General features: G+C 59.8%; 15 protein-coding genes and 1 pseudogene. 9 read left to right on the top strand and 7 right to left on the bottom strand.

Annotated elements, in window-relative coordinates; genetic code table 11:
• Positions 1-196, top strand: a 196-nt coding sequence (locus ACSSVY_RS21525) for a hypothetical protein (RefSeq protein ID WP_454271995.1), incomplete at its 5' end; no start/stop codon positions are given.
• On the opposite strand, the gene ACSSVY_RS21520 is transcribed toward ACSSVY_RS21525, so the two are convergent.
• The 3 genes from ACSSVY_RS21520 to ACSSVY_RS21510 are packed head-to-tail and all read right to left on the bottom strand — an operon-like array spanning position 169 to position 3,702.
• Entirely contained in the window at positions 169-1,188 is a 1,020-nt protein-coding gene (locus ACSSVY_RS21520) for a TniQ family protein (protein WP_454271993.1), read from the bottom strand. The two genes, ACSSVY_RS21525 and ACSSVY_RS21520, sit on opposite strands and share 28 nt — an antisense overlap.
• A complete protein-coding gene (locus ACSSVY_RS21515; protein WP_074646627.1) occupies positions 1,185-2,063 on the bottom strand; it encodes a TniB family NTP-binding protein in 879 nt (292 codons plus the stop codon). Before ACSSVY_RS21515 ends, ACSSVY_RS21520 begins: the two co-directional genes overlap by 4 nt.
• Positions 2,056-3,702 carry a Mu transposase C-terminal domain-containing protein gene (locus ACSSVY_RS21510; protein WP_454271991.1) on the bottom strand — a complete coding sequence of 549 codons (1,647 nt, stop codon included), beginning with the start codon at positions 3,700-3,702 and terminating at the stop codon, positions 2,056-2,058. Before ACSSVY_RS21510 ends, ACSSVY_RS21515 begins: the two co-directional genes overlap by 8 nt.
• Before the next feature lie 177 nt (positions 3,703-3,879).
• On the opposite strand from ACSSVY_RS21510, the gene ACSSVY_RS21505 reads away from it, so the two are divergent.
• Entirely contained in the window at positions 3,880-4,935 is a 1,056-nt protein-coding gene (locus ACSSVY_RS21505) for a tyrosine-type recombinase/integrase (protein ID WP_454271990.1), read from the top strand.
• A gap of 6 nt (positions 4,936-4,941) precedes the next feature.
• Here ACSSVY_RS21505 and ACSSVY_RS21500 read toward each other — a convergent pair whose 3' ends face one another.
• From ACSSVY_RS21500 to ACSSVY_RS21485, 4 genes are all read right to left on the bottom strand, one after another.
• Positions 4,942-5,277 (bottom strand): type II toxin-antitoxin system RelE/ParE family toxin, encoded by a 336-nt coding sequence (locus ACSSVY_RS21500; RefSeq protein ID WP_454271989.1) that lies wholly within the window; start codon positions 5,275-5,277, stop codon positions 4,942-4,944.
• Positions 5,274-5,531, bottom strand: a complete 258-nt coding sequence (locus ACSSVY_RS21495) for a type II toxin-antitoxin system ParD family antitoxin (RefSeq protein WP_454271987.1) — start codon at positions 5,529-5,531, stop codon at positions 5,274-5,276. The genes ACSSVY_RS21500 and ACSSVY_RS21495 overlap by 4 nt, the downstream gene beginning before the upstream one ends.
• A gap of 389 nt (positions 5,532-5,920) precedes the next feature.
• Positions 5,921-6,229, bottom strand: coding sequence for a type II toxin-antitoxin system RelE/ParE family toxin (locus ACSSVY_RS21490; RefSeq protein ID WP_454271985.1), 309 nt, complete (start codon positions 6,227-6,229; stop codon positions 5,921-5,923).
• Positions 6,216-6,461 (bottom strand): type II toxin-antitoxin system ParD family antitoxin, encoded by a 246-nt coding sequence (locus ACSSVY_RS21485; protein ID WP_454271983.1) that lies wholly within the window; start codon positions 6,459-6,461, stop codon positions 6,216-6,218. Before ACSSVY_RS21485 ends, ACSSVY_RS21490 begins: the two co-directional genes overlap by 14 nt.
• Positions 6,462-6,582: 121 nt before the next feature.
• On the opposite strand from ACSSVY_RS21485, the gene ACSSVY_RS21480 reads away from it, so the two are divergent.
• The 7 genes and pseudogenes from ACSSVY_RS21480 to ACSSVY_RS21450 form a co-directional block, all read left to right on the top strand.
• The gene (locus ACSSVY_RS21480) at positions 6,583-7,467 is read left to right on the top strand and encodes a recombinase family protein (protein ID WP_454271981.1); all 885 of its coding nucleotides are present in this window, start codon (positions 6,583-6,585) and stop codon (positions 7,465-7,467) included.
• Between the two features lie 119 nt (positions 7,468-7,586).
• Positions 7,587-8,750 (top strand): ATP-binding protein, encoded by a 1,164-nt coding sequence (locus tag ACSSVY_RS21475; protein WP_012187061.1) that lies wholly within the window; start codon positions 7,587-7,589, stop codon positions 8,748-8,750.
• Between the two features lie 779 nt (positions 8,751-9,529).
• Positions 9,530-10,885 (top strand): ParA family protein, encoded by a 1,356-nt coding sequence (locus ACSSVY_RS21470; RefSeq protein WP_454271979.1) that lies wholly within the window; start codon positions 9,530-9,532, stop codon positions 10,883-10,885.
• On the top strand, positions 10,882-11,898 hold the full coding sequence (locus ACSSVY_RS21465; protein WP_454271977.1) for a replication protein: 1,017 nt from the start codon (positions 10,882-10,884) through the stop codon (positions 11,896-11,898). The genes ACSSVY_RS21470 and ACSSVY_RS21465 overlap by 4 nt, the downstream gene beginning before the upstream one ends.
• Positions 11,899-12,125: 227 nt before the next feature.
• The gene (gene repC / locus ACSSVY_RS21460) at positions 12,126-13,406 is read left to right on the top strand and encodes a plasmid replication protein RepC (protein ID WP_230798154.1); all 1,281 of its coding nucleotides are present in this window, start codon (positions 12,126-12,128) and stop codon (positions 13,404-13,406) included.
• 359 nt (positions 13,407-13,765) lie between these two features.
• Complete coding sequence (locus ACSSVY_RS21455) at positions 13,766-14,251, top strand: hypothetical protein (RefSeq protein ID WP_454271975.1); 486 nt, start codon at positions 13,766-13,768, stop codon at positions 14,249-14,251.
• A gap of 40 nt (positions 14,252-14,291) precedes the next feature.
• Positions 14,292-14,933 (top strand): annotated as a pseudogene (locus ACSSVY_RS21450) (ArdC family protein); the annotation flags it as partial.
• Positions 14,934-15,024: the final 91 nt, after the last annotated feature.

The following is a 15,024-nucleotide window of genomic DNA, read 5'->3' as shown; positions in this document are numbered from 1 at the left end:
AGTCTCACATACCCTGAATCGGTTTCAGAAATGCGACACAGGCAAGATATTGAAAACAAATGGTACGCAGTCTCAGAAACTCCGGCAGGCCGACATCGAGGGTTTGGGCGGTGTCGGATGGCCGGAATTCATGAGATTCAAGCACTTCCCTGAAAAGCGAGTCGGGGTTCATGAGATTCTGTACCGGTATTTATGAGACTGGATGGTGCGGTATTTGTGAGACTGGCGCTGTCTCGCGGCTTTTTCGGCAGACTGGCGTGCGCTCTCGTCGCGCTCAGCGCGCCAGAACCGGGCCGAGATGCGTCGCCTCAACGAGAGTGGCCATGATCGGAGCGCTTCCCGGACCCGTCCCTGCCCTTCCGCGTCGCTCATGAGCTTGATTGAGATCGCCCATTTGACCGGATCCTCGATGATCCGGTCGATGCCAACCGTCAGCGCGAAGGCCTGTAACAGCGAGCCCTGCGCCAGGGCGTGGAGACCGGGGCGCACCGGCTTGGTAAGGACTGGCGCCACCTGATCGTATTCGGGAACGACGACCGTCAGCGCCTGCCGGAGGATCGGCGTGGTGAGGAAATCATGGTAGTCCCGCCGGGTCTGGAGCGACATCCGCGGTTGCTCGTCGACATTCGGCGGCGAGGCCCGGCGATGCCGCGCCGTCAGAACCTGAAGCACTTCGGGCGCTTCCAGGTCTCCCTGCCCCGCGCCGCACGCCCAGGCATCCAGATACGCGGCACCGGCCTCGGCATGCCCTTCAAGTTTCTTAAAGCAATCCGCACCGAACCGGTCGGACAGGGTCTCGCCGGTGGCGTCCCGAAACTCCACAGCATGCACCGGGCAACGGAATCGCCACGGCAGCGCGGCGGATTTGCGATGCAGCTCTTCGGGACAGAGCGGACACGTATGCCGGTTCTTCCGCGCGATCATCATGCGCGCCGCAGACCCCAACTCCCGGAAGGTCATGGCCTGCACGGTCTCAGGCGAAAGGCCGGTCCAAGCCGCGATCAGAGCCCCCTGCCCTTCCGAAAGACGCCATTCCAGGTCGAACACGTCGTGCCCCTTCAGGCCAAGCGCTGCGACGAATTCCGAAACCGTCATGGCGTAGAACGGGGCCATGCGCGCGGCCCAGGAAGACAGTCGTTCGTCGACCTCGGGGGCGTAAACAACCGGCAGGCGCCCGCACCCCGTCACACCGGCTCTCCCAGGACCGCCTGCAACCGGTCGCCACCCAGAATATCGCGCGAGAGGATGCGTTCCTCGCCGCTTTCGATGGCGGCGATCGCCAGCTGCGACAGGATCGAAAAGATGCCCGAGGTGATGCCGCCAGTCACCTTGATGATCCGCGCGAGCGCGTGTCCGTCGATCTGGCTTTGGCGCCGAAGCGGCAGCGTGCGCGTGAGCGTGCTCATCAGCCCGTTCAGATCCTCGCCCTCCCGCCAGGGCGGCAATGCGAAGGCCTCGAAGCGACGCACCAGCTGATCATCGGTGCGCAGCGCGTTGCGGGCCTGTGCGGTGCCGACGCAAACCAGCGGGATGCGCAGCTCGTTGCCCAGAAAGCGCAGCATGTTCAGGAATCGCGCCTGTTCGCGGATCGTGCCCGCCTGCAGGCTGTGGATCTCGTCAATCACCAGCATCCCCGGGCGCAATTCGGCGAGCAGTCGCAAGGCCAGACTCTCAAGTACAGATAGTGTCGCCCGCGGCGGCTCGGGGGCTCCGATCGCCGCCAGGATCCGGCGGTAGAAGCGCGACTCGTCGGGCCCCGAGACCATCTGCACCGCAACGACCGGCATATGCAGCCGTCCACTGGCTTCGTCGAAGCTCGACGCGTGATCGCGGGTGAACTTCTCGATGATCATCGTCTTGCCCATGCCGCTGTCACCGACAATGAGCAGGTTCGGCATGCGGGCGCGCTCGGGAAACGACATCAGCGTTTCCAGCTTCTCCAAGGCCGCCTCGGCCCTGGGATAGGAGACCCAGCGGTCGGCGCGAATCCGGTGAATGCGCTCGTCGGCGCTGAGCGCGGCGATCTTGCCGGCTCCCGGGTAGAGATGCGGGAACTCAGTCATCGTCGTACCATTCCTCGACCTTGAAGCCGGGATGGCTGAGGAACGGGCTCCCCTCCTCTTCCAGCGCGGGCAAGGCATCTCGCGCGGCGTCATCCGGTGTCACGTCGATCATGCGCCGGGGTGCCAGATGCGCCCGCCGCGCCTGATGACGCCGCGTGGCCTTGGTCTGCCGTACCGCGGTGTCGACGAGGTCGCGCTGCGCCTCGATCGTCCTGAAAATCAACTCCTCGTCCACAGAATGACGTCCAGCCTCGCGCAGGGCCCGCCGCGCCGCGCGGTGCTCCCAAAGCGTGATCGCAGGCCGTGTCAGATCCGCCGGCCGGGCCTCGATGATCCCACTCTCTGTCAGCACGAAGATGCGCGAGAGATCGCGCGGATCGTATTTGAGCGTGAACTTGCGGCTTTCCCGGCCCATCAGCCAACGCAACTCGTCCGCCCAGTAGCGGATGTGGAAGAGATGCAGGCCGTCGCGCTGCAAAACCCGCTGCTCAGACGGCAGAAAATCGACCAAGAACTGGCGCAGATCGGCGGGTATACGGAGTCTGGCTTCGTCCACCCGTGTTGCCCAGGCCGCCGAGGGCGTGATTTCCAACGCGCTATGCACCCGCGCGTGGTAGGAGCCGGTGATTTCCAGCGCCAGCCAGGTTTCCAGCTCGCGCAAGGTCATCACCGCCTCGGCTTCGGCATCGAGATCGCCGCGCTCGAAGATGTTCGAGAAATGCGAGCCCGGCAGCAGGTGAATCGCGCCCATCATCGTGCCGATCAGCCGCTCGATATGCCCGCCATAGCGCGGCGTGCCGGGCGGACGGTACTGCAGGTCGATCTGGTATTCGGAACAGGCAAGCTGAAAAGCCCGGGCATGGAACTCCGCGCCATTGTCCACATAAATCGCGGTCGGGATGCCCCGCGCCAGCCACTCCGTGCTGATCCCGCACGCCGTCAGCCAGTGCATTTTCTCCATCACCGCATGGGTCAGGCAGAGGGCGACGGAGAGCAGCGAGGGCGGTTCCAGGGACAAGTGGAAGCCCAGAACCATGCGGGTATTCACGTCGATCGCGACCGTCAGCGTTGGCCGACCGAGCGGGCGTCGTGTCACCGGATCTACCACTGTCACGTCAGCCTTGGTGTGGTCGATCTGGACGATATCCAGCGGATCGTTGGCGACCAGCCCCCCAGGCGTGGCCAGATAGCGCCGGTCGGCCTTGTCCTTGCCCTCTCGCCGGGCCATCAGCTTAGCCTGGTCATGTTGCTCCAGCCAGCGCCCCAGACGACGGATCGAGGGCGGTGCCAGCCCTTGAGCCCGACAATCGGCGGCGACCTCCCGCCAGAACCGCGTTCTGGTAGGTTTGCGGCGGGTGGCATAAAGCCCCTTGAAGTGGAGGGACACGATTTCTTCCACCGCCGGGTCCAGCGGCTGCATGCCAGGTTTGGGGCCCCGGGTGTCCGGCAGAAGTGCACTGGTCCGCCCGTCCTCGCGGAACTGCTTCACCAGACGAAAAAGCGTGGATCGGCTGACATTTAGCTGACGTATGGCCCAGTCGACATTGCCCTGAGTCAGCTGGGCCGGCAGCTCCGCGAGCACCCGGGCGCGAAACTCCGCCTCTTCCCAATCCTTGTCAGCTGGAAAATTATCGGACATAACTTACTCAGTGCATGGATGCCGGATAGTCTCACCAATGGTGATTCAAATCGGCGTCCAGTCTCACATACCTTGAATCGGTTTCAGAAATGCGACACAGGCAAGCTATTGAAAACACATGGAACGCAGTCTCAAGAACTCCGACAGACCGACAAATCAGGCGCAGAGGAGCCAAGAATGCCTCCATCCGATCAGGACGATGAGCAGGACGCGGCCTCCAAAGGCGATCTTTCACGCCCGGCTCTCGTGGCCGGCTCCGGCACGCTCGACCGGCTGGTGGATACCGCCCGCGACTATGCCCGCGCTGCGGCCTCTGACAACACGCTGAAGGCCTATGCCAAGGACTGGGCGCATTTTGGCCGCTGGTGCCGGATGAAGGGCACCACGCCCCTACCCCCCTCACCCGAAACGATCGGGCTCTACCTCGCGGATTTGGCGTCCGGATCAGGGTCCACCCCTGCCCTTTCCGTATCCACGATCGACCGCCGCCTCTCCGGCCTTGCCTGGAACTACGCGCAACGCGGCTTTGCCCTCGATCGCAAGAACCGCCACATCGCGACTGTGCTGGCCGGAATCAGGCGCAGGCATGCGCGCCCGCCGGTGCAGAAGGAAGCGATCCTGGCCAAGGACATCCTCGCGATGGTTGCCACCCTGGCCTTCGACCTGCGCGGTTTGCGGGACCGGGCGATCCTGCTGCTGGGCTATGCCGGCGGTCTGCGCCGGTCCGAAATCGTCAGCCTCGATGTCCAGAAGGATGACACACCCGACAGTGGCGGCTGGATACAGATCCTGGACAAGGGTGCCCTCCTCACTCTGAACGCGAAGACCGGCTGGCGCGAGGTCGAGATCGGACGGGGCTCCAGGGATCTGACCTGCCCCGTTCACGCGCTCGAGCAATGGCTGCATTTTGCGAAGATCGACTTCGGCCCAGTGTTCGTCGGCACCTCGCGGGACGGCATGCGTGCGCTGGAGACCCGGTTGAACGACAAGCACGTTGCACGCCTGATCAAGCGCACGGTGCTGGACGCCGGCATCCGGTCCGACCTGCCCGAGAAGGAGCGGCTGGCGCTGTTTTCCGGCCATTCCCTGCGGGCCGGTCTTGCAAGCTCTGCCGAGGTCGACGAGCGCTACGTCCAAAAGCACCTTGGACACGCTTCAGCCGAGATGACCCGTCGCTACCAGCGGCGTCGCGACCGCTTCCGGGTGAACCTGACAAAGGCCGCGGGCTTGTGAAGCAGTTCAGAGGCCTTCGTTCTTCTTCGTCGTCAGCGCCGCCACATGACGAGGCACATCACTGCGAGAGTGCAGGATATCGACGATGACGACCTCGTCGGGCTGGTCGAGAAACACCAGAAAATGCTCCCCTGCCCTAACGAACCGCAAGTCAGCAGCCTCATCCACGAGAACCGCGCAACTCCGGCTATACACCTGACCGTTCAAAATACCTTCACAGCGGCTGAGCAATTCCGCCTCGTAGAGCTCTGCCTGACGCAGCCCAAAATTCTCGATCGTCCAACTGGCGATCTCGATGAGGCTGATTTCCGCACGACGCGTCAGCCGGAAGGTTCGGTTCATGGACGAGCGCGCGCAGTCGCAAAGGCCCGACGGATCGCATCTTTGCCGCTGCCCTCCGCAAGATCACCCGCCTTGGCCTGCGCCAATCCCTCGAGCAACCCCTGACGGATCCCGGCAAGCTGTGCCTCTTCCTGCTCAAGCAGTCTCAGGCCCGCGCGCATCGCTTCGCTCACGTTCTGATAGCGTCCAGACGCCACCAGTGCTTGGACCAGATGGTCTTGGGTTTCAGTCAGGACAACGTTGCGTGTCACCATGGGCAGATCTCCTTCATTGGCAATATATGCCAATACGAGGTTTTGATCAATGGAATTTGATACTCGTCGACGAACGGCCCATGATGCGGCGCTCTACTCACCGCCATCAAGAGGTCGTTTAGCAGCGACTACTTTGATCCTGAGCCTGATGAATCCGGGACGTATCGCTTGGAGTTCCGTCGATCTGTTTATTCCCGGTTTTGCGGGTAACAAGCTTGTCTGTCTGCGCGTGGAGCATTTTTCAACTGCCCGCGCGTCTGGTTTCACAAAGGCCAGGCCCTGTTGCTGGAATTGGCGTTAAACATACCATCGCCCAAATGACCCGCCGCTACCAGCGCCGCCGGGACTGGTTCCGGGTAAACTAGGCTGAGGCTGCGGGATTGTGACGGTCAACCGTCGAGCAAATAGGCCGTGAGGTTCCGATGGGCATGCAATATGCGGATGATCTCAACCCCCTGCCCTTGCACACGGTAGATCACCAGGTGCGCTCCGCTGGGATGCATGCGTATCGGGGGTGTGAACTCGCTTCGCTCACGCGCCATCTCTGGAAAGTCAGCGAGCAGGTCAAAGAGTGCAAATAGACCATCCGCATAGTGATCTGCATGCTCAATGCCCCAGTTGTCTGCGCCGTAGTGCCAGATGTCGGACAGGTCCGTTTCAGCTGTGGGTCGAATGACCCAACGGCTATTCTCCTGCATATTTGACGCGCATCCGGGACTTGAACGTGCTGCGATCAAGCGGGGCCGCCGGCCCGCTTGCGAGGCCCGCGTCGACAGCGGATTGAATTTCAGCAATGGCCTCACGACGGGCCCTATCACGCCGGATCAAGTCGCGAACGTAGTCGCTAGAATTGGCATACCGTCCTGTTTTCGCCTGTTCTTCGACCCAGTTCTTCATCGGGTCCGGCAAAGAAATATTCATCGTGCCCATACTGATCTCCTTCGAAGCCAAACTTATGGCAAAGTTTGCCAACAGGCAAGAACGGCTCATACACTTACTACTAATCGGTCGTTTAGTAGCGGTATATGAAATTGCAAACGGCCCCGTTTTCATGCCCCTGATAGGCTACGCCCGCGTATCGACAGAGGATCAGACGACCCCCCTGCCCCAGTCTGAGGCCCTGCAAACTGCGGGATGCGTCGAAATCCATGAAGAACACGCCTCAGGCGGCAATCGTGCGCGGCCGGTGCTTGCCCGCTTGCTGGAGCGCATTAGCAAGGGCGACACGCTGGTTGTCGTTCGGATCGACCGGCTGGCGCGGTCTCTCTCACATCTGCTGGAGGTGATCGAACGGCTGGAGGCCAAGGGGGCGTTCTTTCGTTCCATTCAGGACCCGATCGACACCGGATCCCCGCAGGGCAAGTTCACGCTGCAGGTTCTGGGTGCAGCAGCCGAGTTCGAGCGCGCCCTGATCCGTGAACGGACCAAGGCTGGGCTTGCCAGCGCACGAACAAAGGGGCGGGTCGGCGGAAACCCTGGCCTGCGCGCCCGGGATCCGGCTGCGCTACGCAAGGTCCGACTGGCGCGACAGGACGGATATATGGAACGCCTGAATGAAACTGCGCAGGACTGGGTGCCCCATGTGCGTCGGCTGCGCCCCGATCTGGCTTGGGAAGATGTGGTGCGCATCATCAACGGCCCCCTACCCGAGGCCCGGCGCTGGACGCAAAGCCGTCTGCTGCGCGCTGTGAACGGCTACGTCCGCGATGGGTTCCTCCCCGCGACCGTGCTTGATCGCGCGGGCCCGCGTGCGCGAGATGATCGCCTGCCCGCCATCGTCGCGGGTATCAAGGGCGCCGATCCCGACATTACGCTTCAGGCCATCTGCGCCCGCTTGGAGAACATGCGTGAGCGCACACCCCGCGGCCGGACAAGCTGGCAGCCATCATCAGTGAAGATGTTGCTGGAGCGGGCGAAGCGGCTTGGGATACTATGAGTGAGTTTTGACGCTAAGCCTGTTCGTCACATCAGGCGACATCTCCAATTGAGTGGCAACTTTGCCCGCTAAGCAGTTTATCCTTGCAAATCTTCCATCGTGTGGAGTAATTGCAAGGTATGTATAAGCGCCAAACTCATCACTTTGTGCAATCCGCGCTCGAGAGCCAAGCTGCTGTTGTCCTCCTCGGCCCCCGGCAGGTTGGGAAAACCACGCTCGCTCTAGACATCGCTTCGGAGCAACCATCGGTATACCTTGATCTAGAACGAGATGCGGACAGGCAGATCCTGACCGAACCGGATCTATATCTGGATGAACAGGCGGGAAAACTCGTCATCCTCGATGAGGTGCAGCAGATGCCTGGCCTGTTCAAGAGCCTGCGTGGTCAGATCGACCAGCGCAGGCGGGCCGGTTTTCGAGCGGGCCAGTTTCTGCTCTTGGGATCAGCCTCCAACGTCCTACTCCAACAGTCGGCAGAATCCCTTGCTGGACGTGTCAGGTATATCGAAATGCCCCCTCTACAGCTTACCGAGGTGGGGGCTGATCAGTTGAATGCGCTCTGGCTGCGTGGTGGCTTTCCTGACAGCTTCATGGCTTCAAGCGATCAAGCCAGCATGGATTGGCGTCTAGATTTTCTGCGTACATATCTGGAACGTGACATCCCTGCCCTCGGACCGCGTATTCCAGCCGCAACCTTGCGACGCTTCTGGACAATGCTTGCGCATGTGCAAGGTGGTCTATTGAACGCTGCAGCCCTCGCCGAGGGGCTGGGCGTCTCCGGCCAAACGATTGGACGCTACCTCGATCTGCTCGTTGATCTCATGCTGGTGCGGCGACTGCAGCCCTGGCATGAGAATGTCGGCAAGCGTTTGGTGAAATCGCCAAAGGTTTATGTCCGCGACAGCGGGGTCGTGCATGCCCTGTTAAGCATTGGGACAATCGAGGGCTTGCTCGGGCACCCCGTCGTTGGCGGCAGTTGGGAAGGGTTCTGTATCGAGGCCCTTCTTGCCGCTGCACCAACCGGCACCGAACCATTCTTCTATCGCACTTCTGCCGGAGCTGAACTTGACTTGGTCCTTCGCCTGCCTGGGGGCGACATCTGGGCCGTTGAGATCAAGCGCACGACTGCGCCAAAGGTCTCGCGCGGGTTCTATGTGGGCGCGGAAGACATCAAGGCCAGCCGGAAGCTGTTGATCTACGCCGGAGAGCATGACGTCCCCGTGGCCGAAGGCGTTCGTGCAATGCCTCTTGAGCAAGGGATCGGGCTGTTGAGAGCACTATAGCGCAACGCTTGTTGCGCACGTGCACGAGAGTAAGGGGTCTACTTGTTTTGTTCAGTCTTAAGTACGCCGCGCATTTCCCTGTGGCATTTTTTCCGGTTCCCACAGGTCTCCCGGTGCGTACCTGTTGCATGGAATGCACATCGCAGCGGCCGCCCCGTCTACAACGGCTGTGGCCCATCTTCCTCCCCTACCCTTCTATGCGGCGCTTCGCATCCAGCGTGGTCAGGCCTTGGTCAACCGCGCAGCTACCCTTCAGGCTGCATCAGTTTCACAAGCGCTGACAATGAAACCACCAAAGGCTTCAACTCAATCTCCATCTTGACCTCCGACCTGGAAATTACCATCGAACCCGTCGCGAGGTCGAACAGGACTGCCTTCGCGCAACGCGTCGCCGGACGCTCCTCGTGAGGCAAGCTGACCGAGTGCGGCGGCATCTAGAAGATTCAGAAAGGGGAGACCGGCGCTGGCTACTTCACGGTGAGCATCTGTGACCACGGCTTCAACGCAAACATTGGCAAAGCCACCAACTAGGACGGTCATCTCCTGGGGTCCGAAAGACGCGGCGTGAAACATGCATGGTTGATCGGCTCCGCTCTGGTCGGCCGACTTAAACTCCAATCTTGAACGCGTTCAAGATTGGAGTTTCTGGAGCCACTGAGCCTCAAAATAAGCGCCTGAAACCTATAGGCGCGTGGTATCTTTATCTTTTACTCAGAACCGTGCTACCATTGAAGCAGAATCGAGTCGAACTCGGACCCAGCCGAAGTCAGGGCTTATAAATGAGCGGTAGTTTAGAACAGTTTTTGACGGATCTGTCACGTGGGCTTGAGCGCACGATGGTGGCAGTGAACAAGGAACTCACCTTGCGTCAGCGCATCAAGCGAACCTGGTCGATGCGCCAGTGCGCTAGGTTTCTCAATGTGAGTATTCAGTATCTGACCAAGTTTGCCAATTCGAGCGATGACTTTCCCGCAGGAGAATATGTTGGAAGAGAGCGTGTTTTCACGCTTTCAGAATTGATGCACATGCGGGCCCTTCTGGCAGCCTCGGCAAAGCGTCCGTACGACTACCTGGCCTGGCGGAAGCCTGACGCACCTTTGCCCGTCATCTCGTTTGCAAGCCAGAAAGGCGGGACCGCTAAAAGTCTGAGCGCCGCGCATTTTGCCCAGTATCTCAGCTTGCACTACGGCATGCGTGTCGGTGTTATGGATGCTGACCCGCAAAGTACAATAACGCTCTACTTCGTTGGGGGAGAGGGCCTTCCCCAAATGCCCGACGAAAACACCGCCTCCATGGTGGACTTTGCTGGACTCTTTCAGTCGGAAGACGCGCCATATACCGACCACGATGCGCAAACGCTCGATAGCTTCCTTCTCAAGACCTCTTGGCCAGGCCTGCGTCTGCTTCCAGCACACGGCGAAACGTCCGAGGGTGAGATCCAGATTGCGCGGCTTGTCCGCGAAGCCCCCGCCGGAAAGAACTTTTACCGCTACCTACGCGATGCCATCGACCGCTGGAAAGCGGGCCACCCACCGAAAACGCTACCCAACGAATTGGTAGTCGACGGCAAGGTCGACCAGGAGCGGCTCGACACCGCACTAGCGGAGACGCTGGATGTCATCATCATCGACTATCAACCCGCGCTCACACTGTTCCAGTTGAATAACGTGATTGCGTCTACTTCGCTGGTCATACCGCAAACCATGAAGGGGTTCGACATTGCGACGTTGTCGACCTTTGTGACTGGCCTGCTTGGGATGCTTCAGCACATCCTGGCCCATGAAAGGATCGAGATCGGAACCGGTGCGAACATGCTGTTGCCAACGATCGTTCAACGGTCCAATGCGCAGGATCTTAACCACATCGGAAACCTGCTAGAACATTGCCCCACGGAGATTCTGCCCGTGTTTTATTTGCGTTCCGACGCGATCTCGAACGCTTCGGACGTCTATCAGTCCGTATACGAATACGAGCCAGACACGCCGGGAAAGCGCAAGGGGATCAACCGGTTCATCACGAATGCCGACGCCGTGAACGACGCCATAATATCGCGACTCTGGCCAGGACTCGAACGTGGCTACGCCAATACTTGGATGGACGAATTCTATGAAGATGACGGCGAGGGTGAAGCATGAAACGCAGTATTCCAAGGTCGCTGGTCAGCAAGGCTACCAATCTCGATACAAACAAGGAACGTGCGAGCGGCTCCGAAGGCAGGACAGAATCGAGTGATGCTGTTTCGACTCCTTTCAAGGGGGCCGGCAGTGCCTGGAAATCAGGAGCGCTTGCGCAGTCGCAAGCTGCAGTAGAGCGAAGCAGAGCCGAGCTTTGTTTGGATATCCTCAACGGTCGCCATGAGATAAGCCTGTCGCCAGATCAAATCTCCGATCCAATGGGAACCGACCGCCGACAAGACTGGATGTCCCAGGAAGCCTTCAGGTCTTTGGTAAACAGCATCGCTTCGAACGGGCAGGACACGCCCATTCTAGTGTGGCCGGAGGATCCGGATTGGCAGCCGGATCCGTTGGACCCGTCGAATATCGCGGGGGTTCCATTCGTGATGCTGACAGGACGCCGCCGACTGGCTGCCGCGTCAGAGCTCGGTGTACCCCTTCGTGCAATACTTGCTCCGCCTGGCGCGCGAAACGCTGAGAACAGCAAGTTTGAAATGTTGTTTCTGCGGTTTCGCGAGAATGAGGAGCGCGAGAATCTCAGCCCATTTGAGCGATTGGTTTCGATTGGTGAAATGTATGAGACGCTGGCTTCTGGCGAAGAGAAACTGACAGCTGTGGCCTTCGCCAAGAAAATTGGTGTGCATGAGAGCCTAGTCTCGCGAGCACGGTCCGTTTTCGCTGCGCAGGATCAAATCTTGAACACGTTCAAGAACGTCTACGACATGAGCTTTCGCGATTTACAGGGTGCCTTAGCGAGCTTGGAGAGAACGAACAAAGCCAAGCCAAAACCAAAGTCCCAAAAACTCACCGTAAAGCGCAAGGTGGGCAACCGAAATCTTTCGGTCACTTCCGTCGATGGAAACCTATCAATCAAGGTTGCAGGAGTGCCGATTGACCAAGAGCGTCTCGAAAAGCTTGGAGACTTAGTCGCAAGCTATTTGAACGTCGAAGACGCGGAGAAGGATACCGACTGAAGACAGCGTTGGTGAGATGTTCTTCGGAACGATGAGGCAAGGAGCAAAAAAGGAACGACAAGTGAATTAACGGCAAAAGAAAAGCCCCCAAGCGGTGTGGCCTGAGAGCTGATCTTAATGGTTTGGTCACCTTCAAGATAAGTCTCACAGGATTCACTGTCAACGACGAACGCTTCTGAGCGAACGGCTTTCTTTTGCCTCCACACGACCGGAGGTGAGATACAGGCATGAAACATACAGGTTGGCGCAAGCCGACACCGGGTCTTGGGGTTGCTGAGCAGCTTGCCCAAGCCGGTGAACGGGTAGCAGTACCCAAGACGCGGGCATTTGTCGCGCTCAAGCGCGTTGGAGCGCATATCGGTCTGAAGGCCGGCGACATGATGCTCCTCGATACACTGGGGGCCTTCACGCAGGCCCAGGACTGGGAGGAGGGGCAGCGCCCGATCGTCTGGGCCTCTAACGCCTATCTGATGGAACAGACCGGCTTCTCTCTATCGGCACTGAAGCGTCATGCGCGGCGTCTGGCAGAGAACGGTGTGATCTCTTTCCAGGATAGCCCGAATGGCAAACGGTGGGGCCGCAGAGACGCTGAGGGGCGTATCGTCGAGGCCTACGGCTTCGATCTGTCGCCGCTTTCGGCTCGAGTCGAGGAGTTTGAAGAGCTGCAGGCCGAGTTGCAGGCCGAGCGCGAGCTCTGCCAGCGCTTGAAGCGTCAGATCACGGTTGCGCGCCGGATGATCCGCGCGCGGATCGAGGCGGCGGTAAGCGGCGCGTTGCGCGGGCCCTGGACGCAATTCACGGGTCTCTTCGAGGAGCTTCTGGACCGACTTCCGCGCCGCCATCAAGCCTCTGAACAACTGGAGCGACTACTGGCGTGGTTCAAGGAACTTCAGGAACGAGTCGAGGCGGCCTATCTCAAGGCGACTGGTGCGATAAACCCTGTGGAAAACACCGACAAAAATGACGCCCAAGTTATGAAGAAGACTCAAGAAATGAACCCCAGGGAGGTCATTTCTGAACCTCATATACTAATTACAAATCAACTTATTCCTGTAATAAGTAATTCCTCTGAAAAAGAGGAAGCGGCGGATGTCGTGCCCAATGCACGACCCGAGGAGCGGGTTGATGGGGAACTGGAAGACTGGGTTGCAGAGGTGCGCAAGAAGCGAACCGCGCTTGACCTGCCAACAATCATGCAGGCCTGTCCAGAGTTCGCGTCCTGGGCGCGTAATATGGGCGGATTCCTGAAGGATTGGGGCGATCTGCATCGGGTTGCCGGGCAACTCAGGCCGATGATCGGGATTTCGGAGCATGCTTGGAACGTGGCTCAGGACCGAATGGGCACTCAGGTGGCCACGGCTGCGTTTGCACTTGTGTTCGAGAAGCACAGCGCGGGCGAGGTTGCCTCACCAGGCGGATATCTGCGCGGCATGGTCGAGAAAGCCGGGGCAGGGGAGCTGCATCTTGAGCGTAGCTTTTATGGCAGGCTCAGCGGGCAAGCGGCGTAAGAGGGTAAGATTAAAAGATGTTACGCATCCGCAGATGTAGGCTGGGCTGTAGAAAAATATCTTGCCGGTCTGCTGGATCTGCTAACTATCTGCCAAGTAACGATAATTTAGCAACTTATGCAAGATTTTGCCGATTCCCGTTGCCGATTTTGCGTCCCCAGATTCCTCTGCTGTTCCAAATCAATGGCTTCGACAAAAACGCAGGCATGGCGCGGTGTGGTGAGGATCCGCTGAAATTGGCCAGGACAGGGTCAATGCCCGAAAAAAGTGAAAGTGTTCTTCGGGTTTTGTGACTGACGGATGAGGGCCTTTGGGGTCCCTCAGATGGGTTCGGGCCGGATTCCGGTCTGCCGTTCCTGATGAAGGGCATTCTCATGCAAACAGGTGTCTTGCGCGTGTTGCGCGCGACCGCTGCCTCGTGGTGGCGACACAAGGAACTACGCCGAACCGGCCAGACGGGGCAGGCACAACGGCGCGAGCGCGAGACCGTCCTACGTGATCTCGGTTATCTGAAGCAGGCGGCGCTGTTGCCTAACGCGCATGTGATCTGCGGAGAGGGTGGGACATTCATCCATCTCGGTTGGACCACCGTTTCAACCTTCGCGCCAATCGAGCGCTTTCCCTTGGCCACTCTTGCGGTCGCACGAGGGACCCCGTTTATCGATATCCGACCCGTCACCGATGTCATCGCCTTCGCGAACCTGCCGCGGGTGACGCGGGACGGATCGGACGACTCTGAACCTTCGGGTCCCGGCAGGTCCGTGTCGCTGACCACCTACATCGACACGGCCGAACAGCTCGGCGCGAGCATCACCAACGATCCGCGGCCCTGTCGGTCAACCTAGTCACCATTCCCTCTCCCCAAAACTCGAAAGGACGCCAGCCATGGCCCGATCCCGCACGCCCAAATTCGATGCCTCCGAGGTCATCACAAACGAAATCATCCGCATCATCGAGCGCGGCGTCCTGCCGTGGCGCAAGCCATGGACCGCAGGGGGCAGCTCTCGTCCCCTGCGCGTGGGCGGAGAACCCTACCAGGGGGTGAACAACTTCCTGCTGACGATGCGGACCGTGATGGCGGGCCACAGCTCGCCATTCTGGATGACGTTGCCGCAGGCCAATGCGTTGGACGCAAAGGTCCGCAAGGGCGAGAAATCCTCTGTCGTCGTCTATTACGGCCAAAGCCGGAAAGACGCGGGCGGCGAGGACGACCGCAGCGATGGCGATGATCGCTCCGAGGAAGCCCGCATCTTCCGCTTCCAGAAATCCTACCGCGTGTTCAATGCCTGCCAGATCGATGGCCTGCCCGACAGTTTCTTCCCCGACCCGGAGCCCGTGCCCGAGCATGCGCCGTCCGAGCCCGTCCCGCACATGCAGGCGTTTTTCGATGCCATCGACATCACGACCGTCTTTACGGGCACGGAAGCGTACTATTTGCCCCCCGTGGACAAGGTCTACATGCCGTCCATCACGCGGTTCCAGGACCCGCGCAATTTCTACGGGGTCTGGGCGCATGAGCTGGCCCATAATGCCGCGTTTCGGATTATGCCGCGCCGATCCGAACTACCAGTTGCGTTTCAGTTAGATCGGCGCGGCGTGTCAGCATAATTCAGAGCGC

The organism is Roseovarius sp. MBR-51, from assembly GCF_053628575.1.
This window is presented reverse-complemented; position numbering and strand designations above follow the sequence as displayed.